This window comes from Paenibacillus sp. PAMC 26794 (genome assembly GCF_000316035.1).
In the GTDB taxonomy this organism is placed as follows: Bacteria; Bacillota; Bacilli; order Paenibacillales; family Paenibacillaceae; genus Paenibacillus.
Genome location: NZ_ANHX01000015.1, coordinates 63,758 through 90,689, shown reverse-complemented (window position 1 = coordinate 90,689; position 26,932 = coordinate 63,758). Strand labels below are relative to the sequence as shown.

28 protein-coding genes are annotated in these 26,932 nt (G+C 44.5%); 22 read left to right on the top strand and 6 right to left on the bottom strand.

The features are described 5' to 3' along the window. Nucleotides 1-103: 103 nt before the first annotated feature. From D829_RS0109305 to D829_RS0109275, 7 genes are all read left to right on the top strand, one after another. Nucleotides 104-457 (top strand): MmcQ/YjbR family DNA-binding protein, encoded by a 354-nt coding sequence (locus tag D829_RS0109305; protein ID WP_017688609.1) that lies wholly within the window; start codon nt 104-106, stop codon nt 455-457. 29 nt (nt 458-486) lie between these two features. Beyond that, nucleotides 487-1,167: a hypothetical protein gene (locus D829_RS0109300; protein WP_017688608.1), complete on the top strand. Its 681-nt coding sequence runs from the start codon at nt 487-489 to the stop codon at nt 1,165-1,167. 116 nt (nt 1,168-1,283) lie between these two features. Then, entirely contained in the window at nt 1,284-2,168 is an 885-nt protein-coding gene (locus D829_RS0109295) for an alpha/beta hydrolase (RefSeq protein ID WP_017688607.1), read from the top strand. 229 nt (nt 2,169-2,397) lie between these two features. After that, nucleotides 2,398-3,555, top strand: coding sequence for a type III polyketide synthase (locus D829_RS0109290; RefSeq protein WP_017688606.1), 1,158 nt, complete (start codon nt 2,398-2,400; stop codon nt 3,553-3,555). After that, nucleotides 3,542-4,261: a methyltransferase domain-containing protein gene (locus D829_RS0109285; protein WP_017688605.1), complete on the top strand. Its 720-nt coding sequence runs from the start codon at nt 3,542-3,544 to the stop codon at nt 4,259-4,261. The genes D829_RS0109290 and D829_RS0109285 overlap by 14 nt, the downstream gene beginning before the upstream one ends. Nucleotides 4,262-4,267: 6 nt before the next feature. Continuing rightward, complete coding sequence (locus tag D829_RS0109280) at nt 4,268-5,431, top strand: FAD-dependent oxidoreductase (RefSeq protein ID WP_017688604.1); 1,164 nt, start codon at nt 4,268-4,270, stop codon at nt 5,429-5,431. A 178-nt stretch (nt 5,432-5,609) separates the two neighbouring features. Then, the gene (locus tag D829_RS0109275; protein ID WP_017688603.1) at nt 5,610-6,800 is read left to right on the top strand and encodes a PLP-dependent aminotransferase family protein; all 1,191 of its coding nucleotides are present in this window, start codon (nt 5,610-5,612) and stop codon (nt 6,798-6,800) included. A gap of 68 nt (nt 6,801-6,868) precedes the next feature. Here D829_RS0109275 and D829_RS0109270 read toward each other — a convergent pair whose 3' ends face one another. Continuing rightward, nucleotides 6,869-7,294: a MaoC family dehydratase gene (locus tag D829_RS0109270; RefSeq protein ID WP_017688602.1), complete on the bottom strand. Its 426-nt coding sequence runs from the start codon at nt 7,292-7,294 to the stop codon at nt 6,869-6,871. 161 nt (nt 7,295-7,455) lie between these two features. On the opposite strand from D829_RS0109270, the gene D829_RS0109265 reads away from it, so the two are divergent. The 8 genes from D829_RS0109265 (at nt 7,456) to D829_RS0109230 (ending at nt 16,609) form a co-directional block, all read left to right on the top strand. After that, nucleotides 7,456-8,454, top strand: coding sequence for a LacI family DNA-binding transcriptional regulator (locus tag D829_RS0109265; RefSeq protein ID WP_241230754.1), 999 nt, complete (start codon nt 7,456-7,458; stop codon nt 8,452-8,454). Nucleotides 8,455-8,572: 118 nt separating this feature from the next. Further along, nucleotides 8,573-9,457: an AraC family transcriptional regulator gene (locus D829_RS0109260; RefSeq protein ID WP_017688600.1), complete on the top strand. Its 885-nt coding sequence runs from the start codon at nt 8,573-8,575 to the stop codon at nt 9,455-9,457. Between the two features lie 85 nt (nt 9,458-9,542). Beyond that, entirely contained in the window at nt 9,543-10,808 is a 1,266-nt protein-coding gene (locus D829_RS0109255; protein ID WP_017688599.1) for an extracellular solute-binding protein, read from the top strand. Nucleotides 10,809-10,862: 54 nt separating this feature from the next. Then, nucleotides 10,863-11,753 carry a sugar ABC transporter permease gene (locus D829_RS0109250; protein ID WP_017688598.1) on the top strand — a complete coding sequence of 297 codons (891 nt, stop codon included), beginning with the start codon at nt 10,863-10,865 and terminating at the stop codon, nt 11,751-11,753. A gap of 15 nt (nt 11,754-11,768) precedes the next feature. Further along, a complete protein-coding gene (locus tag D829_RS0109245) occupies nt 11,769-12,650 on the top strand; it encodes a carbohydrate ABC transporter permease (protein WP_017688597.1) in 882 nt (293 codons plus the stop codon). Between the two features lie 200 nt (nt 12,651-12,850). Further along, nucleotides 12,851-14,260, top strand: a complete 1,410-nt coding sequence (locus D829_RS30740) for a spore germination protein (protein ID WP_017688596.1) — start codon at nt 12,851-12,853, stop codon at nt 14,258-14,260. Nucleotides 14,261-14,300: 40 nt separating this feature from the next. Beyond that, the gene (locus D829_RS0109235) at nt 14,301-15,416 is read left to right on the top strand and encodes an endospore germination permease (protein WP_017688595.1); all 1,116 of its coding nucleotides are present in this window, start codon (nt 14,301-14,303) and stop codon (nt 15,414-15,416) included. A gap of 17 nt (nt 15,417-15,433) precedes the next feature. Further along, on the top strand, nt 15,434-16,609 hold the full coding sequence (locus D829_RS0109230; RefSeq protein ID WP_026081088.1) for a Ger(x)C family spore germination protein: 1,176 nt from the start codon (nt 15,434-15,436) through the stop codon (nt 16,607-16,609). 251 nt (nt 16,610-16,860) lie between these two features. On the opposite strand, the gene D829_RS0109220 is transcribed toward D829_RS0109230, so the two are convergent. Continuing rightward, nucleotides 16,861-17,277: a hypothetical protein gene (locus D829_RS0109220; protein WP_017688592.1), complete on the bottom strand. Its 417-nt coding sequence runs from the start codon at nt 17,275-17,277 to the stop codon at nt 16,861-16,863. A gap of 129 nt (nt 17,278-17,406) precedes the next feature. Between D829_RS0109220 and D829_RS0109215 the strand changes: the two genes are divergently transcribed. After that, nucleotides 17,407-17,829: a hypothetical protein gene (locus D829_RS0109215; RefSeq protein WP_017688591.1), complete on the top strand. Its 423-nt coding sequence runs from the start codon at nt 17,407-17,409 to the stop codon at nt 17,827-17,829. 97 nt (nt 17,830-17,926) lie between these two features. Here D829_RS0109215 and D829_RS32875 read toward each other — a convergent pair whose 3' ends face one another. Together D829_RS32875 and D829_RS0109210 are read right to left on the bottom strand one after the other, a co-directional pair. Further along, nucleotides 17,927-18,112: a hypothetical protein gene (locus tag D829_RS32875; protein WP_081594972.1), complete on the bottom strand. Its 186-nt coding sequence runs from the start codon at nt 18,110-18,112 to the stop codon at nt 17,927-17,929. Then, a complete protein-coding gene (locus tag D829_RS0109210) occupies nt 18,113-19,345 on the bottom strand; it encodes a GAF domain-containing protein (protein ID WP_017688590.1) in 1,233 nt (410 codons plus the stop codon). A 163-nt stretch (nt 19,346-19,508) separates the two neighbouring features. Here D829_RS0109210 and D829_RS0109205 point away from each other — a divergent pair, with 163 nt between their 5' ends. The 4 genes from D829_RS0109205 to D829_RS0109190 all read left to right on the top strand — a co-directional run bounded on the left by D829_RS0109205 (nt 19,509) and on the right by D829_RS0109190 (nt 22,695). Beyond that, on the top strand, nt 19,509-19,817 hold the full coding sequence (locus tag D829_RS0109205) for a hypothetical protein (RefSeq protein ID WP_017688589.1): 309 nt from the start codon (nt 19,509-19,511) through the stop codon (nt 19,815-19,817). A gap of 187 nt (nt 19,818-20,004) precedes the next feature. After that, a complete protein-coding gene (locus D829_RS0109200; protein ID WP_085981445.1) occupies nt 20,005-20,577 on the top strand; it encodes an alpha/beta fold hydrolase in 573 nt (190 codons plus the stop codon). Nucleotides 20,578-20,771: 194 nt separating this feature from the next. Next, nucleotides 20,772-21,770 (top strand): AraC family transcriptional regulator, encoded by a 999-nt coding sequence (locus D829_RS0109195; protein WP_017688587.1) that lies wholly within the window; start codon nt 20,772-20,774, stop codon nt 21,768-21,770. A gap of 130 nt (nt 21,771-21,900) precedes the next feature. Beyond that, a complete protein-coding gene (locus tag D829_RS0109190; protein ID WP_017688586.1) occupies nt 21,901-22,695 on the top strand; it encodes an SDR family NAD(P)-dependent oxidoreductase in 795 nt (264 codons plus the stop codon). Nucleotides 22,696-22,824: 129 nt separating this feature from the next. On the opposite strand, the gene D829_RS0109185 is transcribed toward D829_RS0109190, so the two are convergent. Both D829_RS0109185 and D829_RS0109180 read right to left on the bottom strand, forming a co-directional pair. Further along, nucleotides 22,825-24,198, bottom strand: coding sequence for a sugar phosphate nucleotidyltransferase (locus D829_RS0109185; protein ID WP_017688585.1), 1,374 nt, complete (start codon nt 24,196-24,198; stop codon nt 22,825-22,827). Nucleotides 24,199-24,215: 17 nt separating this feature from the next. Further along, a complete protein-coding gene (locus tag D829_RS0109180) occupies nt 24,216-25,025 on the bottom strand; it encodes a DUF6492 family protein (RefSeq protein WP_017688584.1) in 810 nt (269 codons plus the stop codon). Nucleotides 25,026-25,227: 202 nt separating this feature from the next. Between D829_RS0109180 and D829_RS0109175 the strand changes: the two genes are divergently transcribed. Then, the gene (locus D829_RS0109175; protein ID WP_026081087.1) at nt 25,228-25,992 is read left to right on the top strand and encodes a YheC/YheD family protein; all 765 of its coding nucleotides are present in this window, start codon (nt 25,228-25,230) and stop codon (nt 25,990-25,992) included. A gap of 199 nt (nt 25,993-26,191) precedes the next feature. Continuing rightward, nucleotides 26,192-26,932 carry a LytTR family transcriptional regulator DNA-binding domain-containing protein gene (locus D829_RS0109170; protein WP_017688582.1) on the top strand — a complete coding sequence of 247 codons (741 nt, stop codon included), beginning with the start codon at nt 26,192-26,194 and terminating at the stop codon, nt 26,930-26,932.

Here is a 26,932-nt window from a genome sequence, read left to right as displayed (position 1 = left end):
GGAGGAGGTTTTATTATGTGCTTTTATGTGCAACGAGCTTATTTACATACGAACTTACATTCGGTATCATTATATCGTCCACTGGTGAAAGGGAGGTACTGACTTGAAGGATAAGATGATTGAATACAGTTTGAAGAAGAAAGGTGCGACCAAAGATTATCCATTTGGACCTGATCCAGTCGCGATTAAGGTTGCGGGTAAGATGTTCGCGCTTATTTTTGAAAACAAAGAAAACTGTCGCTTGAACTTAAAATGTGATCCCATTATTGCAGAGAACCTGAGAGAGCAGCATGAAGCAGTTCAACCGGGATACCATATGAACAAAAAACACTGGAATACCATTACGCTGGATGGTTCGCTGTCCGATGAAGATGTCTACGTCATGATCGATCACTCATATGACATGGTTGTCCAATCTCTTCCGAAAAGGATTCGGAAATCTCTGGCCGAAGAGTGAGGCATCATTTCTAACAGAATGAATATCCTATGAAAATGAAGACATATTTGAAGTCTATTTGGTTCCATTACCTTGGAAATAAACAAGATCGAGCGGCCTTGTTTAATGTGGCATCCCTTGTTATCAATGCTGTAACCGGAATAGGTAAGTTAATCCTGGGCATATATCTGCTTTCGGGATGGTTCATTACGAATGCCGTATATTATCTGATTCTCTGTGTGGCGAAAGGCCAAGTGCTCCATAAATATACAGTTACCAAGAGGATGGAGTCTCCCGAAGAAAGATATAGATTGGAGCTTACGGTATATAAGCGTGGAGGTCTGTTTCTGTGTCTACTGGGCGCATCCTATTCGATGGTCTGCCTGCGAATGTATCTAATCGGCGATGCCTTCATATATGAGGGTATCATTGTGTATATCGTATCTACAGTTGCTTTTACCAAGCTGGCTTTTGCCGTGTATGGTACCTGGGCTAACCGTCATCTCCATAACCCGATCATATCTACATTGAAAATGATTAACTTCACCGATGCGATGGTATCCATCGTGGTGACCCAAGCGACATTACTTACCATGCAAGGCTCACCTCTTGCAATAAAAACCAGTAGCTTGTTTGGCATGGGGTGCAGCGTTTTATTTTGTTTGATGGGGGTTTGGATGATGTTCCACAAAAAAAAGGAAACAAGCACGGATCCAAACGTCCACGTTTGAGCATGTTGATCAATACATATCGAATGAATTGCACATGACGGAATAGACGAGTGTCATCTATACTTAAGTGACAACGGAAGAAGGAGTATTGGCAATCAACTAAAGGAGTGATATCTATGGATCAACAACAACAACTGGCAATGGTACAACGTATGCGTCAAAATGTCGTCGGTACAGTTGCAGCTCTTCAACCCAGTTCCACGTATGCTGTCACAGTAAAAGAAGTCATGATTCCTACGACGAAAGGTGATACGCGTGTACTCGTGTATACACCGGATAGGGAAAATTCCGCTTCTCTGCCAGTCTTCTTCAATATGCATGGGGGTGGCTTCATCTTAGGACAAGCAGAGATGGATGATCCATGGTGTCGTCTGATCGCTGATCGTTCTGATTGTGTGGTCATGAATATCGATTACCGTCTTGCACCAGAGTACAAGTTCCCAACAGCAGTCCATGAATGTTACGACGTTGTACAGTGGGTCCAGGCCAATTCGGAATCCTTCTCGGTTAACCCGTCTTTGTTCGCTATAGGGGGGCATAGTGCTGGTGGTAATCTTGCTGCAGCAGTATGTTTATTGAATCAGCAACGTGGAAGCGAGCTGCCTATTGTACTTCAGGTTATCGATTATGCCGTGTTGGATGTGGCTACAGATCCGGCCGAGAAACCGAGTTTTGAAGAAGCGATCCCAGCCGATATCGCCAGAACGTTCAACTCCATGTACCTTGGAACGCCAGAAGATGCACATGATCCGTTAGCTTCACCTGTGCTCGCAAAATCATTAGAGGGTCTTCCGGAAGCACTGATCATTACCGCGGAGAAAGATTCACTGGCCCAAGAAGCAAGGACATATGCAGCAAGGTTGGAAGCAAGCGGTGTGAAGGTGACTCTTAAGGAGTACGAGGGAGCTGCTCATGGATTTACGCATTTTGGCGATGTCCAGATGGCTGAGGATGCCTGGTACCGGATGAGTGACAAGATCAGAGAAGCATTTTCCAAATAACGTGCATCAGAATAATGTTTAGAAGAAATCTGTTTACCTTGAAGTCGCCTAATGGCGGCTTTTTTTGGTTCATGAGTGTGATTGCTTCAATGGCTTGGTGAAACCAAGCTTCTGAGCTTGCGGATGTGTTAATAAACTAGATTAGGAGCCTTCTTGAGATTATAACGATATCGTTAAGGGTAAGAGTTGTTAATTAGAGGAAATAATGACCAATACCAGGAGGTTTATTATGAACCAATATAACAGTCCATCCGATATCGCGATTCTTGGCATGGGAACGGCTCTACCTGCTCACCCCGTTGCGCAGCCAGATATTGCAGAGCTGATCGCTTCTTCTCTTCAGGATCGGCCAGATTTGGCCCGGTTTTCCAGGCGAATATTCAAGTCCTGTGGTGTTGAAACCCGATATACCGTGGAACCGAGCTATCTGGGTTCACTGAAAGAATGCCGTTATCTGCCCTCTGGTGAGCGATCAGACGTCCCGACAACTGAAGAACGAATGAATACATACAAGCGAGAGGCGCTTCCGCTCGGGATTGAGGCGGCAGAGAAAGCCCTGAAGGATTCAGGCGTATCTCCAAAGAGTATCACACATATCATCACGGTCAGCTGTACCGGTCAATATCTGCCGGGTCTTGATGTTATGCTCATCCGTCATTTGGGTTTGTCTGCCCGAGTTAATCGACTGCCGCTGATCTTTCAGGGGTGTGCTGCAGGGTTGAAAGCCATTCAGATGGCACGAGATGTCGTGCAGGGTGCTCCGGGATCACAGGTACTTGTTGTCTGTGTAGAGTTGTGCACCATTCATTTTCAGCCTGTGCAAGATCGGGAAGCGCTGTTTGCAGCTTCATTCTTCGGAGACGCTGCTTCTTCTTGTGTAGTGGGCACACCAGAACCTCAGCACAAGAATGTTCTGAGTCTGGGAACAGGTTATTCTGTACTTCTTCCGGATTCGACTGAAGATATGACGTGGGAGGTGGGGAACCTGGGGTATGATCTGTATCTATCACCTCGTATTCCGAAGCTGTTAGGTGTTCATCTGGAAGAGGAACTGCGTCTCTTATTGCAGAGTGAACAGCTTCCTGAACTGTGGGCCATTCATCCGGGAGGACGTGGGATTGTGGACTCTGTGCAGAATGTAATGAACCTGAGAAACGAGCAAACGAAGTATAGCAGGGATGTCCTCAGAATGTATGGTAACTTATCCTCCAATACCATTCTGTTTGTACTGAACGCGATGCGTGAGGACATGAAGTTACAGGATCAATCATCTACAGATGGTGTAGCCATGGCATTTGGACCGGGACTCACCGCAGAGCTGATGAAATTCACTTATGTACCCTCATTATCTTCAGTGATGGAGGAGCACGATCATGTCCTTTTTTAGAACATTGTCCATTCGAGCCAAGGAAGATGAACTGATGGATGACTTCTCTCTGGGAGGGGAGGAGCTGCGTGAAGCGCTTAGACATCTCAGACGTCTTAACAAAATATTCGCAGCACCTGGGCCAACTTTGGCTGGTGTAGAGAAGTTATGGAACTCTGTCGGTAGGCCAGATAAGCTGACTCTTCTGGATGTGGGGGCAGGCTCAGGGGATGTGAACCAGAAACTACTGCAATGGGCGGATCGTCAGGGCATTCAGTTGGAGATTACATTGGTTGATCTGACGGAAGAGGCATGTGAGGAAGCGAGACAACTATTCCGTGACGAACCCCGAGTCCGGGTACAACGTGCCGATCTTACACAACTGCCGGATGCTTCAGCAGATATCGTGACAGGCTCTCAGTTTGTACATCATTTTGACGGAGATCAGCTGGTTGATATGGTTTCTCATATGCTGCGAGCATCCAGATACGGTGTCGTCATTAATGATATTCACCGCCACCCCGTATCCTATAAGGCGGTCTGGATTACTACACGAATGATCTCGCGCAATCGTTATATTCGGCATGATGGGCCTCTTTCCGTAGCCAAAGGTTTTACAGGGAGGGATTGGAAGGAACTTAAACAACGTCTCAATCATGATACGATGACCTATGAATGGAAGCCCTTATTCCGTTACTCTGTTGTTATTCCCACGAAAGGCAGGTGATCTGACGTGTCGAAATCGATAGATGTGATTGTCATCGGAGCCGGAATTGCCGGCAGTACATGTGCCATGCAACTGGCTGGGAAAGGACATCGGACCCTTTTGCTGGATCGTCAGGAGTTCCCCCGGCACAAAACCTGCGGTGAGTTCATGTCACCCGAAACCAAGGAGATGTTAGAAGTTCTGGACATTCACCTTCTGGACATTCACCTTCTGGACCAGTCAAAAAAACCCAGCACCATGGATCATGCCAAAATCGTTATGCGACAAGGTGGAGTGATCGAAGCACCGCTGCCGGGATTTGCATATGGCATAAGTCGATATGAGCTGGACCAGATTTTGCATCAGAAGGCGCTGGAGGCTGGAGCCCAGATTGTGACCAAAGCGACCATAACGAGCATCGAGCAGCTTGAGGATGCCAGTTATGAGGTTCAGGTGAAACAGGGAGATGAGCGGATCAGCTACAGAGCCAAAGCCGTTATCGGGGCACATGGGACCAAAAAGCCACGCGGGATGGCTTCCGCACCTGATCTGCGGGACCAAACCGTATATGTTGGCGTTAAGTCCCACTTCAGCGGAATTGAGATTCCCGCACGGGTAGAGTTATATTTTTGCGAGGGTGGTTACGTGGGCATTTCCCCGATTGAGGATGGCATTGTGAATGTCGCCGCATTGTTGACACTGGATACCGTCCAGGGAAGTGGCAAGTCTGTCAACGATATTTTACAGGCGGCATCCCTGACAAACGTGAGTTTGGCAGCCCGTTTAGCCGAAGGAAAGCCTGTAGATGGAACGCAAGTGTCAATTGCGCCGCTACATCTGTCCAACGTTCCTGAGCCGTGGTCTCAATATCCGCATATTGGGGATGCCATGCTGATGATACCGCCCTTATGTGGAGACGGAATGTCCATTGCCCTTCGCTCCTCACTCCTGTGCGCAAGGTGGACTGACAAGTACCTGCAAGGCGACATTGAACATGCCGATTGGCAGAGTAATTACACGTTGGAAGCAAGCCGTGAATTCACTCAATTGCTCAGACGCGCAAGAAGAATCCAAAAGCTGGCTTTTGCCAAGACCAATAAATTCTATCCAGGTCTGGCCCGGATGATCCCTGGTCTAGCCGCTTATGTTGTGAAGGCCACACGGTTATCCGAGATGAACGCAGCGCGCTAATAGGCTGAAATTTTGCTCAATACTTATGCGAAAGAGGTTGCTGACGGCGGCCTCTTTTTTGGCGTAAAAGCATTAATTTTGTGGAGACAGTTTGGAAATTCGGGAAATGCTCGTATAATAGAATCTAATGTAATGATAGAGAGTTAATTAGAAGAAATGTCGGGAGGCACTATTTAAGATGAACTATTCATTTTCTAATCGTATCGCAGCACTGCAACCATCCATTATTCGTGAGATTCTGAAGGCTTCTTCGGGGCAAAATGTGATTCCATTCTCCGCGGGAAATCCTGCTCCGGAAACTTTTCCTATTGAGGCGATTCGCACATTCACTCAATCCATTCTGGAGCATGACCCGGTCACGGCTCTGCAATATGGAATTACGGAAGGATATGTCCCCCTCAGGGAAGCATTGACTCAACATTTGAAGACAGGTTTTGATACCGGTAAACCATCCGATCAATTGTTCATCGTATCTGGAGCACAGCAGGGGATTGAACTGGCCTGTAAAGTGTTCTGTAATGAAGGTGACACGATCATCTGTGAGAGTCCGAGCTTTATTGGTTCCCTGAACTCCTTCCGGGCATCTGGTGCAAAGCTTGCAGGTGTTCCGATGGAGATGGACGGTATGGATATCGAGAAGCTGGAACAGGCGTTGCAAACGGAGCCTAATGTGAAACTGATCTACGTGATCCCGAGTTTTCAGAATCCGACGGGTGTAACAACGAGTCTTGCGAAACGTAAGGCCATATACGAGCTGGCTAAGAAGTATGGCGTGATGATTTTGGAAGATAACCCGTACGGAGAACTTCGATTCAATGGAGACGATGTGCCAACCATCAAGTCTATGGATGATGAGGGTCTGGTCATCTATGTTGGATCATTCTCCAAAATTTTGTCGGCAGGACTGCGCGTTGGTTTTGTACAAGCGCCACATGAAGTCGTGGAGAAGATGGTTGTTGCCAAACAGGGAGAAGACGTACATACAGCCATGCTTCCACAGATTCTGGCATACAAGTTCATGACAGAGTATGACTACACGGGGCACATTAACAGCATTCGTGAGGTCTATCGGAGAAAAGCAACATTGATGATGGACAAGCTGCAAGAGCATATGGGGGAGTCCATTACCTATACCCAACCGGATGGTGGACTGTTCCTCTGGTGTGATCTGCCAGCACATGTGCCAATGCTTGATTATGCCAAGACAGCGGCAGCTCAAGGGGTTGCGGTTGTACCGGGAAATGCATTCCTGGTGAACGAGCAGGACCCTTGTAATGCCATCAGACTTAATTTCTCAACCCCGTCAGACGAACAGATTGTCAAGGGCGTAGAGATTTTGGGGCAGGTTTTGAAAGGTTATAACACTTAAAAATGTTTCAATGTGATATATCTACGAAAAGCCGCCAATTGGCGGCTTTTTTGGGCTTTTTCTCAGCCTTAATTATCGATTAATGCACTTAATTCTGCCTGAAATACCTTTTGATTCTTCTGATTGAATGTACTCAGCAGCACCGTAACAATCCCATTTCCTTTTCGTCTGGGAGTCAGTCCAATGACTTCTGCAATGACATGAAGTTCATCATCCGGAAAGACTGGTTTCAGGAATTGAATGTTATTCATTCCGGTGCCCGCCACGACATGCTCTCCATAGATGCCGATCTCAATCCATAATTTAAAGGAGATATTCATCGTTTGCATGCCAGAAGCAATTAAACTGCCGAATCGGCCTTGCTTGGCCTTTTCCTCATCCAAATGCATGTACTGTGGATCATAGATTGTGGCAAACTCAATAATATCACTCTTGGATAATGCCAAGGATGTGGTTTCGTAGCGCTGACCTATTACGTATTCACTAAATCTCATAAAGGCACCCCGGTTTCTTTAATATGTTTTCTCGTAGTTGATGTTTTGCTAAGAGACATGACTGGACTGACGTGTTAAAATGCTAGTGAACTATCCCGTGTGTATTGCTGTGTTACTGCCATGATGGACTAAACAGATGAAACTGTCTTTGAGGAGTATATATGATGACAACGATTAAAGATGTAGCTAGGATGGCTGGTGTAGCCAGTTCGACCGTATCTTGCGTACTCAACGATAAAGGGAATGTAAGTGAGCCGACAAGACTTCGAGTACTTGAGGCAGCGAGTCAACTCAATTACGTTAGGCATGGTCCTGCATCGGAATTAAAACGAAATAGTACACAAACCATTGGTGTTATTGTCCATGACATGTCCAGTCCGTATTTCTCGGATTTGGTGAACGGAATAGAAACCGTCGTCATGAGTCATGGATACGATATGATCGTATGTAGTTCGTTGGGTGGAGAAAAGTCGACAGCCCATCGTTACATTCGTGAACGAAGAATTGACGGAGCTATTGTTATCGCTCAGAATATTCAAGATCAGTTACTGATTGAAGCATCAGAAGCAGGGTTTCCGATTGTCGTCATGGATCGGGATCTGGATGCTCAACATATTGTAAAGGTTTTGATGAGTGATACGCAAGGTGGTTACTTGGCTACCCGTTATCTGATCGATAAAGGGCATCGGACAATAGCTTATATTAGTGGCCCGTCACAATCGGAATGTAATCTCCATCGTTATCAAGGTTATTTGAAAGCCTTGAAGGAGGCAGGCATTGAAGAGAACCCCGAATGGAAAATTGGCGGACAATACATGAAGCAAGATGGCTACAATGCAGCCAAGAAACTGCTTGAAGGAGAGTTGCCATCCGCTGTATTTTTTGCAAATGATGAAATGGCGATCGGCGGCTTGGAAGCCTTCAGGGAGCATGATATCTCAATACCTGAGCAGTTATCCGTAATCGGCTTTGACAATATACCTGCATCTCAGTACATGAATCCACCTCTAACCACATTTCGTCAGCCGAAGAGGGATGCAGGCCAGCTTGCAGGTCATGTTCTTTTCCAACTGCTGAATGGAGAGATCGTAGAGACGTTATATACACTGGACATCCAATGCGTGGAACGTGATTCTGTTCGGCTCCTCAACCTGAGTTGAGGAGTTTTTTTTGCATTCTATAGAATTTTAAATACTTAAAAAGAAAGGAGAGTAGCCATTTATGCATAATATAAAGACGAGGAGTTTTTTGCGTTGGAAATAAATGGAGGTTGATACGATGGGCGTACCCACTTTTTTGGAGACAGGCCATATGCAAGAAGGTTTTCCCATTCGGGTAATTCATACAGGAAATCAGTTCAATTATGCTGCACACTGGCATGATGAGGTTGAACTGGTTCTCGTCAATGGTAAGAGCGCCAGAATTGGTGTGAACGACCACGTGTGTGAGTTGGAAAAAGGGGATGTGCTTCTGATCAAACCAGGGGATGTGCACTGCTTTTTACCGGGGACCGAACATTTGACCATTATCTTATTCCGACTCGAATTGTTAACCGGCAGTTTCACGACCGAAGCCGAAATTCAGGATCTCGGACAACTTTTCAACAAAACAACAGTTATTCCCTCGAATACGGGAAGTCAGAGCAATCTGACTCAATATATAGATGACATCATTACCGAGAAGAAAAATCAGAAGCCGGGATACCGATGGTTAATGGTATCCAGGTTGTATGATCTCATCATACTTTTATTGCGTACAAAAGTACCGGTTACCACCGATGAATCATCATCTTCAGGATGGGCATGTACTTCCTCCAAAAAATTTGAATTCCTTGAATCGGTCTGTGAATACCTGGAGGAGCACTATGCTGAGCCCATTAAGCTGGAACAGGTGGCGGAACATATTAAATTCAGCAAGTTCCATGTCTGCAAACTGTTCAAAGAGATCAAAGGAGTAACACTGATGGAATACTTGAATCATTTCCGAATTATCAAGTCAGAGTGGGCCTTATTGTTCCGTCAGGATACGATTCTGGAGATTGCGATCGGACATGGATTTAACAATGTTAACTCCTATAATCGTCTTTTCAAAAAATATAATGACTGTACACCCTCCGAATTTCGTAAGAAACATCGTACGAATATCACAAAATATGGAGGGTAATGCACAATATTTGTGGAGAAAGCCCTCCCCAAAATCAATATACTCTAATAAATTGTAAGCGTTTCCTTTTTGAAGGAGGGGGCCTATGAAGAAGTGGTTTAAGCCAACTATTGTATTTGTATGTGCAGCGATGTTGTTAGCTGGTTGTCAGTTCAGTCCATCGAGTCAAACCAAACAACAGGAGATTACTGTGTGGAGTTTTACGGATGAAGCAGGGTACGCCATCGAGAAATTCGAACAGAAATATCCTGACATCAAAGTGAACTTTGTCAACATCCCCGGTAATTTCTATATCACCAAGCTGAAATCTGCGCTACAGACAACCTCGAAGGCTCCAGATGTATTTATGATTGAAAATGCGAATATTCGAGAACTGATCGACGTTCCATATCTGGAGAATCTATCAGCTTCGCCGTATAACGCCAATGAACTTATCCAGGAACAATATGCTTTTGTTCAGGCCAATGAAAAGGACAGTGAGGGAAATGTCAGAGCGATAGGTTATCAGGGAACACCAGGGGGGATCTACTATCGTCGGGACTTGGCGAAGAAATATCTGGGCACTGATGATCCTGAGCAGGTGGGTTCACAGATCGATACATGGGAGAAGATCTTCGAGATTGGAGAGAAGGTACAGCAACTTAGCGGGAATAAAGTACATGCATTGGCGAATTGGAATGCTATATCGAATTCATATGATGGTATACCTTGGGTGAAGGACGGCAAGCTCGTCATCGATCCAACCTATTTGGAAGTGCTCGATCTTGTACGTGAAGCACGTGAGCGGAATGTACTTGCCGAGTATGAAGATGGAAGTGCCGGTTACGCTGCATCCATGCAAAAAGGAGAGGTCATGTTTTATCCCGGGGCAACCTGGGCACTGCAATATACGTTCAAGGCAAACGCTCCGGATACCGAAGGTATGTGGGGTCTGGCTCAGGGACCGTCAGCGTTTAGTGCAGGCGGAACTTATATCGCGATGTATAGTAAAAGTGACAAAAAGGATCTGGCCTGGAAGTTTATCGAGTTCTATAACTTTAACCACGACTTTCTGTCGGAGTTAGCGAAAGAGCAGGATTATTTCACCAGCAACATGGTTGTGAATGATGAACTTGCCCCGTCTCTCTCATCGTCCTATTTGGGAGGACAGAAGCATTTCGAGTTTTTCTCGGAGGCTGCAAAACGGGTACCTGTATACGAACGCACCAAATATGATGCCACGATTAACAATGATATCTACAAGATTGTACTCCAGTTATATCTCAATAAGGACATTCAGACCAAGGAAGAAGTCGTAAAGCGAATCAAACGTGATGTCACCTTGAGATTTCCGGAGCTGGAAGTGGATTAGCTTAGAAGTAAGCGATTGAATATACACATCCGATGATAACTGGGGGGATAGAACATGTTTGCCAAAACGATTCGCAAGGACCATTACGGCTACTACTTTATTGCTCCGTTTTTTATTATTTTCACCATTTTTGGGCTGTATCCCATTTTATATTCGCTTTATATCAGTTTCACCAACTTTGATGGAATCACAACACCTGACTTTGTAGGGATCGGTAACTACGTTGCCGTACTACAAGACCCGTTGTTTTACAAAACCTTGTTTAATACGTTATTCATCTGGGGTGTATCTGTAGTTCCACAGCTCACAATCTCACTTGTGTTGGCTTTTATTCTGAATGATAAGTTGCTCAAAGGACGGGACTTTTTCAGAGCCGTATACTTTTTTCCCAACATCGTTACGGCTGCATCACTTGGATTACTTGTCAGCTTGATTTTTGACTGGCAGTCTGGCGGACTGAATCATTTTTTGGTGCAGACCGGAATAATACAAGATCCAATTAACTGGAAAAATGATCCCTGGTTTATGCGTCTGATTGTATCATCCATTTTGTTTTTCCAATACTTCGGTTATTCCATGGTCATCTACCTAGCTGGTCTTCAGGGCATTGATCCTTCTCTGCTGGAGGCTGCCCAGATGGATGGCGCGAAAAAGAAACATATTTTCATTCATATTATCGTGCCGATGCTCCGTCCAATTATTCTGTTTCAGATGATTACATCCATTATTGGGGGCATCCAGATTTTCGATCAGCCATTTACACTGACCAATGGGACTGGCGGTCCTGACCGGGCAGCCATGACCAGTATTATGTATCTCTATAATGTAGCATTCCAGAGCACGCGTTTTGGTTACGGCGCTGCCATCGCATTTTGCCTGTTCATCATTATCATATTGTTGTCTGTTGCATCCTTCATCATGACCAAGCGCAAGAGCCGTTCATAGGGAGGGGAGTTCTTCATGCAAACTGCGAAATCAATGGAACAACCAAATGCAGCGATTCAACATTATGCCAATACAAGGCGACTAACGGCGGGCAAGATCATCATATATCTGTTGCTGATTGGTCTAGCCGTACTCTGTATTATTCCATTCTATCTGATGCTCATCTATTCCACACACAATAATGCAACGATTGCTTCGACGTTTACATTTCTCCCTGGATCATTCTTGGTTGATAACTATATGAACATGGTATCCAAAATCAACATATGGCGTGGGTTTGCCAACAGCATATTTATTGCAGGAACATCGACCGTATTATCTCTGTATATTGGGGCCTTAACTGCGTATGGATTTGCCAAATTTAAATTCAAAGGACGAAACGGGTTGTTCCTGTTTTTGTTAGCAACCATGATGGTACCGGGTCAACTAGCTTTGATTGGCGTATATCGACTATTCAGCATGATGGGACTTCTGGATAGCTATGCTGCAATTATTTTGCCTGCTGCGGCTAACGCGTTTAATGTATTTTTTATCAAGCAGTTCATGGAGAGCAGCATCCCGGATGAGATTATTGAATCTGCACGGGTGGACAGTGCCGGTGAGTTCCGGACGTTCAATCAGATTGTACTGCCTATTCTGGGACCGGCGATCGCCGCCCTTGGCATATTCACGTTTATCGGATCATGGAATAATTTCCTGACACCGCTTGTGTTATTTTTCTCCCTGGATAAATATCCGCTTCCGGTATTGGTTGCGCTAGTGCAGGGGTACTATGGGATGGATTATGGGCTCTTGTATTTGGGTGTAGCGATCTCAATCCTGCCTATTATTATTGTATTCTCTGTATTTTCCAAACAGATTATTGGGAGTGTTGCTTTGGGTGCTGTGAAAGGATAGTGATCAATAGAAAATAGGGAATTTGAAAGAGCAAGATCAACGAATTCATAGGAATGAATAGCGTTCTATATCATCAGAGTCGCTCATGAGGGCGGCTTTTTTGGCATTCTATATTTTGCGTATATATCCCATCTGATAAGTAAAGGATACCTTTAACTGAGAATATCTGGACGGAGCATTCACGGAAAGGGGGAGGCGTCATGGACACATCAGCGATAACACAACAGGACCTACCATTAACCGGACATCTTGCTGTTGATCAACAAATGTTACGTTCTGTTTTTGCGGGTTGCTCGGACGTTGTATTTCATACATTCCAAACGGCGTGTCTTACTTCAGCGTTATGCGTATATTGTGTTGGTGTGTGCGATACAGAGCGTCTGGAACGACAGGTACTAACGCCCCTTCAGGAAATGGGGATCGAAGCAGCGCAAGTTCCCCTGGCTTCTGTTAAGCATGTTGAAACGACCACTCAGGCAGTACAGGCTATATTTGAGGGGGAAGCTCTATTACTGCTGGATGGTTCAATAGGCGGAACTACATACCCTCTATACCAAGCTGCAAATCGTTCAACGGAAGAACCGTTAGCTGAATCGACCGTGCGTGGTGCACGGGATGGGTTCACAGAATCGTTGACCATGAATATGTCATTACTGCGCAAACGTCTCAAGACACCTGCATTAAAGATTCATACACGTAACATGGGAGATCGTACAAACACCAGCATTTCACTTGTATACATGGAGGGGATTATTGATCCCAAACTTGTTAAGGAAGTGGAGACACGACTTGGCGATTTAAAGCTCCGTGACGTACTGGAGAGTCAGTACATTGAAGAAGGCATTGTCGACCAGCGATATTCACCATTTCCACAGATGATTGCGACGGAGCGCCCGGATGTTGTTGTTTCCAACTTGCTGGAAGGTCGTTTTGCTATTCTCGTTGACGGAACGCCGTTTACCCTTATCGCACCAGTGACCATTTTTTCTATGTTACAATCCCCCGAAGATTATTATCAAAATGTGTTCATGAGTGTTTTTGTACGCTGGCTGCGATACAGTTTTTTTGTTTTATCCATGCTGCTTCCATCGGCTTATGTAGCGATTACTACGTTTCATCAGGAGATGATTCCTACCGTATTGCTTCTCAGTATTGCTCGGGCTAGAGAAGAGATCCCTTTTCCTGCCCTGGTGGAAGCACTCATTATGGAAATCGCCTTTGAAGCATTGCGTGAGGCTGGTGTCCGATTGCCGAAGCAGGTTGGATCGGCGGTCAGTATCGTGGGAGCCTTAATTATTGGGCAAGCGGCGACGAGTGCCGGAATTGTCTCAGCCCCCATGATTATCATTGTCGCGATTACCGGTATCGCTTCTTTCATGATACCCCGCTATGCTGCCAGCATCGCGACCCGTCTACTACGTTTTCCCATGATGTTTCTGGCGGGAACGCTGGGACTCACGGGTGTCATGCTGGGAGTCATCTTGGTTGTCATTCATCTAAGCAGTCTTCGTTCATTTGGAACACCTTATCTCTCACCGGTAGCACCTACAATGGCTAAGGAACTTAAGGATGTATGGTGGCGTCCATCCCCAAGGAACAAACCGCACTAAAACTATCTACATTCAAGCAAACAAGGGAGCGGGATTACATATGTTGACTGACAAAGGGAAAATATCGGTGACTCAATTGGCATTTATGGTCTTTCCCGCCATTCTCGCGACGGCTATCCTGTCTGTGCCTGGAATTACAATGCACTATGCAGGACATGACATGTGGATGACTCCAATTATAGGTTCAATCGTTGGATTGGCTGCCATTGGTATTTCCGTTGGACTTGATCGTCTGTACCCAGGAAAAACACTCATTCAATCCAGTGTATTGATTATTGGTCGGATTCCGGGCAAGTTACTCGGTCTGGTATATATCGCTTTCTTGCCCCACCTGACGGGCTTGATTATTCGGGAATACGGTGAATTCATTGTCAATAATGCACTCCCACGCACACCTTTATTCATCGTGATGGGTACCATGGTGGTTGTATGTGCGATTAATGTCAGACTCGGGATCGAAGTTGTCGGACGCACCTCTCAGGTGTTTGTCACCCTCGTGATCGTGTTGCTTAGTCTAATCTTTATCCTGTTGATTAGTGAACTGAATCCTGCCGAGCTCTTTCCTTTCATGGAGAAAGGGCCCATTCCCATTATTACCGGGGCCGCTGCACCTGCTGCATGGTTTAGTGAATATATCGTGCTGGCTTTTCTGCTACCGTATGTGAATGAAAAAAAACGAACAACCCGGGTCATGCTGGGTTCCCTTTTATTCACAACAACCGCAATGACGGTTACCAATCTGTTTTGCCTGTTTTTAATTGGTGATTTGACGGATACATTTGTCTTTCCGGTCATGATCGCAGCAAGATACATAACCATTGCGGACTTCCTGCAACATATCGAGTCTCTTATTATTGCAGTCTGGATATTTGGTATTTTCGTTAAAATTTCCGTTTTTCTATATATCTTTGCTACATCAACAGCGGAATGGTTCGGTTTGCGGGACTACAAACCTGTGGTTGGTCCACTTTCGTTCCTGTGCATGGTATTTTCTTACTGGGTTGTGTCCGGTGGATCCGGTGTTTCCAGTTTGGTTAGCGCTTCAGCCAACTTGTATACGATCAGCATTTTATTAATCCTTCCGGCTATGATCTACGGTGTTGCATGGCTGAAGAAAGGGTGGGCACATTTTCGGAAGAATCGAGCGAACACCTGATTATGGGGGAGGAGCACTTGCGAATATATAGAGTACTACTAATGCCAATATTGTGTTGTGTGTTTTTGAGTGGATGCTGGGATCGCATCGAGATTAACGATTTGGCTATCGTGCTGGCTACTGGTATAGATTATGAAGATGGCAAAGTACAATTGACTTCACAGATTTTCATTCCGCGAAAGGCGAGTGCAGGAGATAGCAGTGGGAGTGGAGGCAGTCCAAGCGGGGTTACAATGATTCGAACAGCGGAAGGACGTACAATTGCCGAGGCATTGAATCGGTTGCAACGTAAAGTTCCCCGAAATATGTTCTGGGGCCACTGCGAAGTCATAATCATTAGTGAGCAAGCCGGCAAACGCGGTATTCGCGAGTATATCGATTTCTTCCTGCGTTACCCTCAGTTCAGGGAGCATGCATATGTCTTTTCCAGCGAAAAGGCTGCGAAAGATATCCTTGCGTTACTTGATCCACTGGAGCGAAGTTCTGCTGAATCGTTGCGTGAGATGGCCAATCTGAAGTTAGGTACACGTGTTACTGCGCTTGAACTGGCTAAATCTATTGAAGGTCCGAGCAGTTCCGCCATTTTGTCTCGCATGTTAATCTTACCCCCGGAGCCCGATCAGGATAAACTGACAACCACACCATATGTGAAAGGTCTGAGCTTGTATAAGAAGGATCGCTATGTCAAGACGGTCAAAGAACCACTAAGTGTAGGTGTATTACTACTTGCAAAAGAACTGGACAACATTATCATGCCTGTTGAGTTTGAGCGGTTAGAGGGTTCTTTTTCGATAAGACTCCTTGAAAATAAAACTTCCTTGAAGCCGCGAATTGTAAACCAACAGTGGAGTATGAAGGTCGATATCCAAACCAGGGGAGAAGTGGTGTTAAATACAACGGATGCCAATCTGACTGATCCCGCTGTATTAACTAAACTGGAAAAGGAATGGTCGGCTAAGCTCACATCTTTGGCTCATGATGCTTTAGACATGTCCCAGAAAGAGCTGCGCTCCGATTTCTTCAAATTTGCAGTTGAATTCCGCAGATATTATCCGAATCAATGGAAGGCGCAGGTGAAGAACTGGGAAAGCATCTATCCTGATATGGACGTGGAAGTCAACGTAGATGCACATGTAGTACGTACCGGAAAATCAACAGGACCACAAGGGATACCTAATGAGGACGAAAGTTAAACAAAATCGGCTCCTGTACAAGCCTGAGAAGAGAGGTGATTGCATGAAACTAGGCTCAATCCTTGGAATATTGATGCTGGCGACTGCGATAGTGTATGGAGAGTGGAAGAGTAGCAAAGAGAAGCGAGCCAGAATATTGAGCGCGGGAATTACTGCTGTGGCAGCAGTAATTGGGATCATTCTTCTCTTTCAGCCCCGTTTGCCTGGTCCTACCCAGTTTATAAAGCTTATATTTGGAAGTGTGGATAAATTTATGAAGTGAGATGATGGGAAAAAGAAGGATCAAGTCTCTGAGTACCAGAGGTGTGGTCCTTCTTGCTATCGCTCAGAACTTTGGTCAGTTCGCCGTTTCCATCCAATGCATACACCATGAGCTGCGGTTGGATCTGTTGATCTGCTGCGTCAGCAACGTTGGACTGCGGTGTAATATCACTCGCAGCAGCAGGAAGACGGTACTCGTCCCCCTGGGCTTCTCCGACCGTCCGAAACGGAACGTAAGTGACACCTTTATCAATACGTGGAGCTGCATCAAATTTCAGAGGGACATCATCCAACTGAACTGAGATGGCCGGGGCAGCATAGGCTCCACCGATATTCGGAGTACTTCCAATGACAGAGAGAGCAATTACAGTACCCGTGGCGATTTTTCCTACAGGTTTAATAAACATCGTATGTCTCCTCCAACGTTTCACATAATAATAGAGTCATTTATTCTAACAAAATCTAGTAATCTAGCATATGTAGCCAATAGTACGCTACGAATATACTACCCTATCCCAACATTAAGAGGTAGATTGATGAGCACATTTCTGGATGCAAGAACATCACAAAATGCCAGTTTGGCCAACTCAATAGCTATTCCAATATTATTCCTGAACACCCCACAGCTCTTTGGTCAAATTGGTCTGCAAACTGCAGGAGCGGGAGCGAATCCCAGAGTTCAATTTAAAGGGACGGTTTCTGTACAATTACCTTTAGCTCTTGTGGGCATAACGATTACCGTTGTAAGAGGTACCTTGTCAACGGACCCGGTTATTTACTCCGCAACGTCCACATTTGGTTTGAGTGTATTGGCACCACAGGTAATCACATTCTCTGGAAATGATTTTAATCCACCGATTTTACCGCAATTAACTTACACTGCTTTTGTAAGCTCCAACTTGCTGGGAACAATCCGTGTTGGTCCCGAGAATTTTGATGGATTTGTGGTCTCTGATTAATAGCTCTCTCTAAAAATAGTTATGTTAATCGTAAAAACAACCCCATATCTCTAATCTACGGGAAACCGATTAGAGGTATGGGGTTGTACGTGTTTTTTTAATCTGAAACGACATATCCGTCGAAACTCTCGGGTCCCACCCGAGTAGTACCGAGCAGATTTGTGCTGATAAATGCGGTATAGGTTAATTGGGGCATGAGCGGTGGGTTATAGTCAGTGGCACTGAAGACAATCACTTCAGGGTTAAGCAGACCATTCAGACCATAGAATAATATATTCATCATTCAGATATTCGTATGGACGGTGGGTGCAGCGCTGGAAATATTAAAGACAAACCGGCTGCCCATAGGACTGGACTCTTTAAGCCATACAACGCCACCCATTAATTCAGCAAGTTGTTTACAGATGGACAGGCCAAGCCCCGCTCCGCCATATTTTCCTGAATTACCATGAATCTGGGAATAGGATTTGAACAATAGATCCTGACGATCCTGCGGGATGCCGATGCCCGTATCCTTTATTTCGTAGGATGCATGGAGAGTACCTTTTGTATCAGCAGATACCTCAGTAGAGATGCATACTTCCCCTTTCTCCGTAAATTTAAGCGCATTCCCAACAAGATTGATTAGAATCTGACGAACTTTGTGCTGATCGCCCATAAGTATCAGATGATCATTAATATTATATTCTGCGCACAACCTAATTCCTTTTTTCTGTGCTTCAGAAGAGAATAATTGTAATACATGTTCAACTGTTTCAGTGACACTATAGGGCTTGATCTCCAGAGAGATCGCACCAGCTTCTGCTTTGGAGTAGTCCAGAATTTGATCCATCATCGTCAGAAGGCTGGTGCCACTTGACTCAATGACATTAACATATAACGATTGATCCTCATTCAGCCTGGTCGATTGCAACAGATTGGCCATTGCAAGAACACCATTCATTGGCGTCCGAATTTCGTGGCTGAGAACGGCCAGCAGATTTTTCTTTTCTTCAAGCACTTTTGCAGCGGTCTCTTCCGCTTGTTTTAACTGTTGCAGAGTTGTTTCCATCTCAAGAAGACTCGTGAAAAATGAAGACAAGGAGAGAAGCAGATCCACGTCCTTTTGTTGATAGGAATAGAAATCCTGATCAAATGAGCAAAGGGAGCCGTATATTTCTCCGTTCTCATTATGTATGGGCACACCGACAAATGAACAACCACCTACGAATTCGGTTGCGTCCATATGTCTGGTTAATGGATGTGTTAGATTATTATTGATTACTAGCGGGCCTTGGGAATGTTCAGTCACAAGTGCACAGTATGACTCGGCGTTATCAACGACCAGCCCTTCACCCAGGATTAGTTTGTCGCGATTATATACGTTCAGAACCTTGGTGGATAGATGATCCAACTGGGCAATACAAAACGTATTTGCAGGAATTAACCTGCTTGCCGTGTCCATGACACTAGCAGCTGAATCATATAATTTATGTGAGACAATGGATAGTACATCAATGAATTCTGTTTTTAACATATTGATTTGACTCCTCCTGATTGTAGAAATTCGTTGTGCACTGTATTCAGTATATATGAATTCGAATAATCGATCATGTATGGTTTTGACAGTGGAAGACGGAAATGAGAAAATATAATGCTGTGGAACATGTATATATTAATAAAGTTTTGGAGGCAAATCAATGAATCAGCGTTTTCGAATTACTCGATCCATGCATGATAGCAATGCGGAACAATTCATCTCCCTTGAAGAGTGTAAACTTTACTTCGCATCCAAACCCGATTTTACGTATTCACCGGTTCTTAACATTGTAGGAGCTGAGAGCACCATGACCATCGAGGGGGACTTTTTTATGTGGGACCTTGAGGGTGCACAGATTGCTTTTCGTTTGTACATGGGGGATCTGTATGTAGCTATTTCGAACGAAGCAATTGTACCCAAAATGATTGAGATTGCAACGGAACTACGTGCAGATATCGTTGAAGGATAAGAAGTAGAGAACTAGAGTTTGATTAAAATGTTATCATGTTAGTTGTAGTCTACTTTAGACATTCCTGTAAAAATGAGACTAAAGGTTCATTTATATTCCATATGTTAGATTGTAATATATGGAATATAAATCATTTTACAGGAGAGTGAATGAAGTGAAAAAGACCAAATTAATACTAGTTGTATTCATGAGTATGATCCTTGCCTTATCAATAACTGGAATAGGATCGAGTTCAAAGGCTTCTGCAGCTACGGCACGTACACCCATTGTATTGGTACATGGATTGACTGGTTCAGATAGCAATTTTACAGCAATTGAGAGTTATTTGCGTAGCCAAGGGTGGACAAGAGACGAATTATTCGCGATTGACCTTCCTAGCAAACAAGGAAACCAGCTGTTGAACTCCGCAGCAATTAGTCGATTCGTAGATGATGTTCTGCGCGAAACGGGTCATACAAAAGTCAATATTATAGCTCATAGCATGGGTGGAGCTAATAGTCTCTATTACATACTTAACCGTGGAGGCGCTTCCAAAGTGGATAAGTTGATTACCCTTGGCGGGGCTAATCGATTGACCACAACTACAGCTCCGAGTGGAATAAAGGTTACTTCGATCTATTCCACCAGTGACACGATTGTGTCCCCGGCACTTTCCCGGTTGACCGGGGCGAACAACGTTTCGGTTTCCCTCGTTTCCCATATCGGTCTGCTGTTTAACTCACGGGTGAACGCCCTGATCAAAACTGCGTTGAACGAGTAGCTGAACATACAAAATGTGCATTCTTTCATAATATACTGAATGATTGACTTGAACACGACTGACCATTCATGGGCAGTCGTGTTTTCGTATTACCCGAAAATGGCTCACTGAGGTAAGATTTATAATTAGCTACATCCATTCTATAATTAGAAATCAGAATGAAAAATGGAACAAAGTTAAAGGAGTCTGTATACATGCAATCTCAACCGAATGATCGAATTAAAGTTCATCCAGGCTTTTGGGCTGGATTACATCAATTAGGGATTGGTGCTGACGACATCGCTCGCACAGCACAACTATCTCTTGAGACAATAAATCAACCTGTAGTGACCCAATCTCAATACTTCGCAATCTGGCAGGCCTATTCTGATCTCAATGGGGACACTGCCGAGGGCATCATCAAACTTGCAACCGGATATGAAATATCGAAGTATCCTCCGCCTGTTCTGGCGATGTACCATGCTCGTGATTATCGTGATGCGTTGAATCGCATGGTGCGTTACAAGCAAATGTGTCCTCCCGAGAGTTTACAGATTACCGAAGCAGGGGAGCAATGTATCATTGAACTCGGATGGCTACATAAGGAGCAACCAGGTCCGCCATTACTGGTCGGTATTACGCTGGCATTTCTGATCGAACTTGGACGGAGGGGTACAGGACAGCCTTTGACTGCCAAACGGGTTGAGTTCTCCCAACCGATGGGTGATGTAGCCACCCTTGAGGATTACTTCGGCTGCCGAGTTGATACGAATTCTAACCATAATCGGCTGACGCTGGAACGGAAAGATCTGAGCCTTCCATTTCTATCGTATAACGAGGAGTTACTGGAGATTCTGACCCCGGCTCTGGATCGGTCGCTGGACGAACAAGAGAGCAATCGTTCCGTTACTGAAGTGGTCAAATGGATTATGAAACGCAGCCTCACAGGAAAGCGCACTGACATCCAGACGGTCGCCAAAGAGCTTCGCATGAGTGATCGTACCTTGCAGCGGCGACTGACGGAGGAGAACACAAACTTCAAGCAATTATTAACCGAGGTCAGACGTGAGCAGGCCCGAGAGTACCTTGCAGATCCTTCGCTCGATATCAAAGAAGTGGCATTTCTGGTTGGATATGAAGATCAGAATTCATTCTATCGTGCTTTCAAGACCTGGGAAGGGGATACACCTTCAAATTGGCGTGTAAGGCAATAACTCTGGCGCAAGCTGCTAGTTACTAGACCCTTCAGACTGCGTAATATTGTATCTATCCGGTGTATGAAGCTGTTGGCGATGTTCAAGAAATAGCTGCCGGATAGTTGTAATCAAGAAGGAGAAATGCAGGATGGATATGGGACTAAAAGAGAAAACAGCCTTAGTTACAGGATCAACAAAAGGAATTGGTAAAGCAATAGCTTTTGAGCTCGCCCGAGAAGGTGTTCACGTTTTGATTAATGGACGTAATGATGAAGAGGTGGAACAAACCGTTCGTGAAATCAAGTCTACTTTTCCGGAGATCTCTCCGCAAAAGGCTACCGCTGATCTTGTGGATCTGGCACAACGCCAAGCTTTATTCGAGAAATTTCCTGAAGTTGATATATTAATTAATAACATGGGGATATATGAAATCATGAGTTATGAAGACATAAATGATGAAGTGTGGGAGAAATATTTCCGTACTAATGTACTTGCTGCCAATGGCTTGTCTCAATTTTATTTACCTAAAATGGTGAAGAACAATGACGGGCGTATTATTTTCATCGCAAGTGAAGAAGCTCTTATGCCTTCAGGCCAGATGCCGCAGTATTGCATGACCAAGTCAATGCTGCTGTCATTATCCAAAAGTTTGTCCAAACTGACAGCAGGGACCGAAGTTACGATCAATACGATCCTGCCAGGTCCAACACTGTCCGAAAATGTACAAGAAATCATTGAGGGCATATACCCTGATGAGGCACTGACTTTCGAGGAAAAAGAAAAAGATTTTATGAAGACCAATCTGCCTCAGTCTGAATTACAGCGATTCATCAAGCCAAGTGAAATAGGCAGACTCGCAGCATTTGTATGCAGCCCATATGCTTCAGCCTTCAGAGGTTCTCCCATTCGAATGGACGGGGGCATGGTTCCCACCATATTCTAAAAGTGTATCTCCATTGAAGGTTTCTATAGCACTCTGATATTTGATTTTACCCCATGTTTCGTTCGATACGCAAAGCAAATAGCCCCCACGAATGGACGGGGGCTAAGATTTGAACGGTTCATTTCCCACTCAATAGTTATACGATCCTGCACGTTCTACGATTATATTCCAATCTTCTTCTTCAAAAAGGATGTTGTTCTCATCCTCGAGTTCGCCGATCCGTACTTCAAGGAAGACCAACCTGGTTTCAGCGAAAATAGAATAGACGCTCTCCGAGATCATCGCGAACTGAGTGCCCAGAGTCACCTGTGTGACCTGTCCGTTGATAAGCAATTGACCGCTGCCTGCAAGTACTGTCCACGCTCTACATCCTGCCCGGTGCCAGTTCAACCCGATATGTTTGCCCGGTAGAACCGTTATGTTTAATGTGGTTACAGTTGTATTCTCATCTTCTAACGAACTTTCAATGACACGATAACTGCCCCAGGTTGCTTCACCATACATCGGTTTTAATGGCAAGTTACCCAATTGCGCTTTAATTTCATTTGAATTATTTTTGTTGGCAATGAGAATGCCGTCCGGACTTGCGGCAGCGATAATACCTGGTACGCCAATGACTTGGATGGGGTAGGGAAGCTCGTTAATAATATAGGAATCGGAGGAAGAACCCGAGATTCCACCGTGTCCGAATACATGGGAATCTAACTGTGCGCACAGCGTATCCCAGCTTCCGATATCCTGCCATACTCCCTTATAAGGCAGGACTACGGCCCGCTGCGCCTTTTCTGCAACATGCTTGTCAAAACTGCGTTCAGGCAACGCTTCATACAAGGACGACAATTGATCATAATGAACCGGAAGCCCCATTTTTCTAATATGGGATATCATAAAGGCGACGGTGAATGCGTACACACCGCAGTTCCATAGAGCCCCACGTTGTAGCAGAGTTTCAGCAATGGTGGCTTCGGGTTTTTCTATAAATTGTGTTATGGGCGCATAAGCATTACGTTCTTCCCCACCCGGCAGGATGTATCCATATTGTTCTGAAGCATGTGTAGGCCTTGTCCCAATTAAAGCGATATCAGCTTGAGAATGTTTCAATATGTCCGGCAGTAATTGGAAGTTGCTGAAAAAATCTTCACCTGCGAACACATCAGCTGGCGCGATACAGATCACATCGTCATCTTTGGCCATTCGGAAGGATTGGAGATATAACGTCGCTAAGGCTGCCGCAGTAAAAGTGCCTCGTTTATAAGGTTCCCCGATGACTGGTATTTTGCCTTGAGTATGTCGAGCCGTAATATTAGCCTGATCCTGATGTGAAATAATGAGCGTTGAATCCGTTAGACATGAACTGTCAAGCTGGCGGCATACTCTGCTGATCATGGATTCCCTACCTCCAGCGGGTGATGGAAGTATATCTATGAACAGCTTGGAGCGAAGCTCATTGGATAACGGCCAGAGCCTTTTGCCAGAGCCGCCGCACAGCAATACGATATGCATGGGCTTCCTCCTTAAGCTCAGGGAGCTTTACTATAGATTTTCCGTTTATGAAAGGAAAGAGAACGATATTTAAGAGCCAGATTGCGGATTTGTTGCTCATTTAACGAAGAAGCGTTCACATTCAGACTTTTATTCATGGAACTTCTAAGGACCATGCTGCCTGGATTCTTCGTATACATAAAATTGGCATACGTTTCATACTCGGAGAAACCAAACTGCTTTTTCTTATTGATATTGGAGATGATCGCTTTGTACCATGGCAGCTTATGAACCGCTTCAATTTTCTGTTTTAAGGCAGCGAGTTTCGATTTGTCGAACAGCATATAATGGGTGACAAAAGAGCGGGGACGTGGAGCTTTCATGCCTAAAAGCTTGCGGTAGGTATTGAAATATTCTGGCTGGCTCCAGTCACGACAGTAAAATACTGTTTTGCCTTCTACAAGAAATGAATGAGGTTTAATCAGTACGGTATCTGCGTCCATGACTAGAAAGTACCTTGCCTTCACAATGGAATCTCCGTTCATTTTGAGCAGTTGCTGATATAACCAGCCTGACCGATTCCATCGGGAGGACTGGTAGTGTATGTCGTTTTTGGTTATAGGCAGGACGGATCGCTCATTAACAAAAATGCAGTTTTTAAGGGAACAGAGTTTTCTGATTTTGGTGCTGACCGGAGAAACAATATATATGCTTCCAATGGGATGTTTTACATAACGGCGAATGTTATCAATGACGAGGGGAAGGGTAGCCAAATCTTTCTCGATCGCTGGTATAAGAACATCAATCTTAGGCGCATTATTCAACCGGATTCCAGGCTGGACGGACATCTTCTCAACTCCTTGCACAAATCGTGATGACTCATTATATGGTATGTGTGCAAAAGTGTTTTGGTCAGGGCATGTGCAAATATACATTTTTACGAATAGGGGCTTTTGTTGAGGGCTCCTTTATCGGTATTACATATAATGCATGCAGGATCTTGATCAAACAGCAGGCTTTGATGCGGTTGCTGAAGGGAGAGTTTATGACATGGGAGTTGATAAATTGCAGCCGTTAAGAAGCAAATGGTTAAAAACAAAATTGATCATTAATAATGAATTAATTAAACCGTTTATCCCCGACACACAGAAATATAACAAGACGAATCTGAAATCCATGATCAGCAAATATGGAATGGTCTATGTCAAACCCGAGAGAGGTACTTTCGGGATGGGTGTTATTAAGGCCGAGATGGAAAGTCATCAACATTTTGTCTATCAGATAGAGCAAAAACGCCTGACGTTTGACAGCTTTGAATCGTTTTATAGCAGTCTGACTCGTCTGGTGCATAAAAGAAGTTATCTGATTCAGAGAGGAATCCATCTGCTTAAGCACAATAACAGACGTTTTGACATCCGAGTCATGATACAGCTAAGCCCGACCAAACATTGGGAAGCTACCGGAATCATCGGCCGACTGGGTCATCCAAAGAAAATCGTAACCAATTATCATAGTGGTGGTACACCGATGGATATTCACAAGCTGCTACAATCACATGCATCCACCAAACGCAGGAATGAACTGGTTCAAGAGATGAATGAGCTTAGCCTGCGCATAGCTCGTCATATGAAAAAAAAGTACCCGTATCTAATGCAAATCGGTGTAGATATCGGCCTTGACCACAGTCTGAAACCCTGGATTATTGAGGTGAATGTCAAACCTGACCCATATATATTCAATCAATTAAAGGACAAGACGATGTATCGCAAGGTAATACGATATTACCGTCATGCTGCGCCCAAAAAAACAGAATAACAGACCGGACTTTTCATACGAATGGCTGGAGAAGGTTTCAAACTCAAGAGTCGCCAATGTGGCGACTTTTTTTTGTTGATCTGCGTTTTAGGGTCGGAATAATGCATTTCATCCCAATTCGACTCCGAAACCTATGCTAAAATAGTATATTCGAGAGTGAAATTCAGAGTCGATGTCGATGAAAGGCGGATATTCCCCCATGTTCAATATTGCAATCTGTGATGATGAGGAGCAGCAACGAGAACGTGTGAAAACGATGCTGGTCTCCTTATCTCTAAAAACCAATTTTGATTTTCAAATTAGTCTATTCACATCTGGTGAACAACTGCTCTCGCACTACAGAGAGGTTGGGGATACATTCAATATTCTCATCTTGGATGTGGAGATGGGCGGAATGAACGGGATTCAGACCGCTAAAGAGATCAGGAACATGAAGTTTCTGGATGTACAGATTATGTTTCTGACCAGTTACCCGGAATATATGGTGGAGAGCTTTGATGTCATCACCTTTCAATATCTGATCAAGCCAATCCAGCCGCAAGTTTTCGAGGAAAAGATGATTAAGCTGTGTCAATATTTTCAGGCATTGGACAAAAAGTATGTACTAATCAAATCAGACTATGATGAACTGCTGCTGAAATATGATGATATTCTCTGGATTGAGGTCGTCAAAAGTTTAACAATCAAGAACAAGTTGAATTTTGTGACACAGGAAAATGTACATGAGACCAAAGGCATTTTATCCAGCTACGCTAGCGGTTTGGAAGACCATGGTTTCTTACAGATTCATCGCTCGATTATCATCAACCTGATGCATGTTCAGAAGTTTTCCGGTACCCAAGTCGTTATGTTGAATGGAACGGAACTGCCCATAGGTCGATCCAAGGTCAAAGAAATCAAGGATGCCTACACCAAATATATGATCATGAGGATTCAGTGA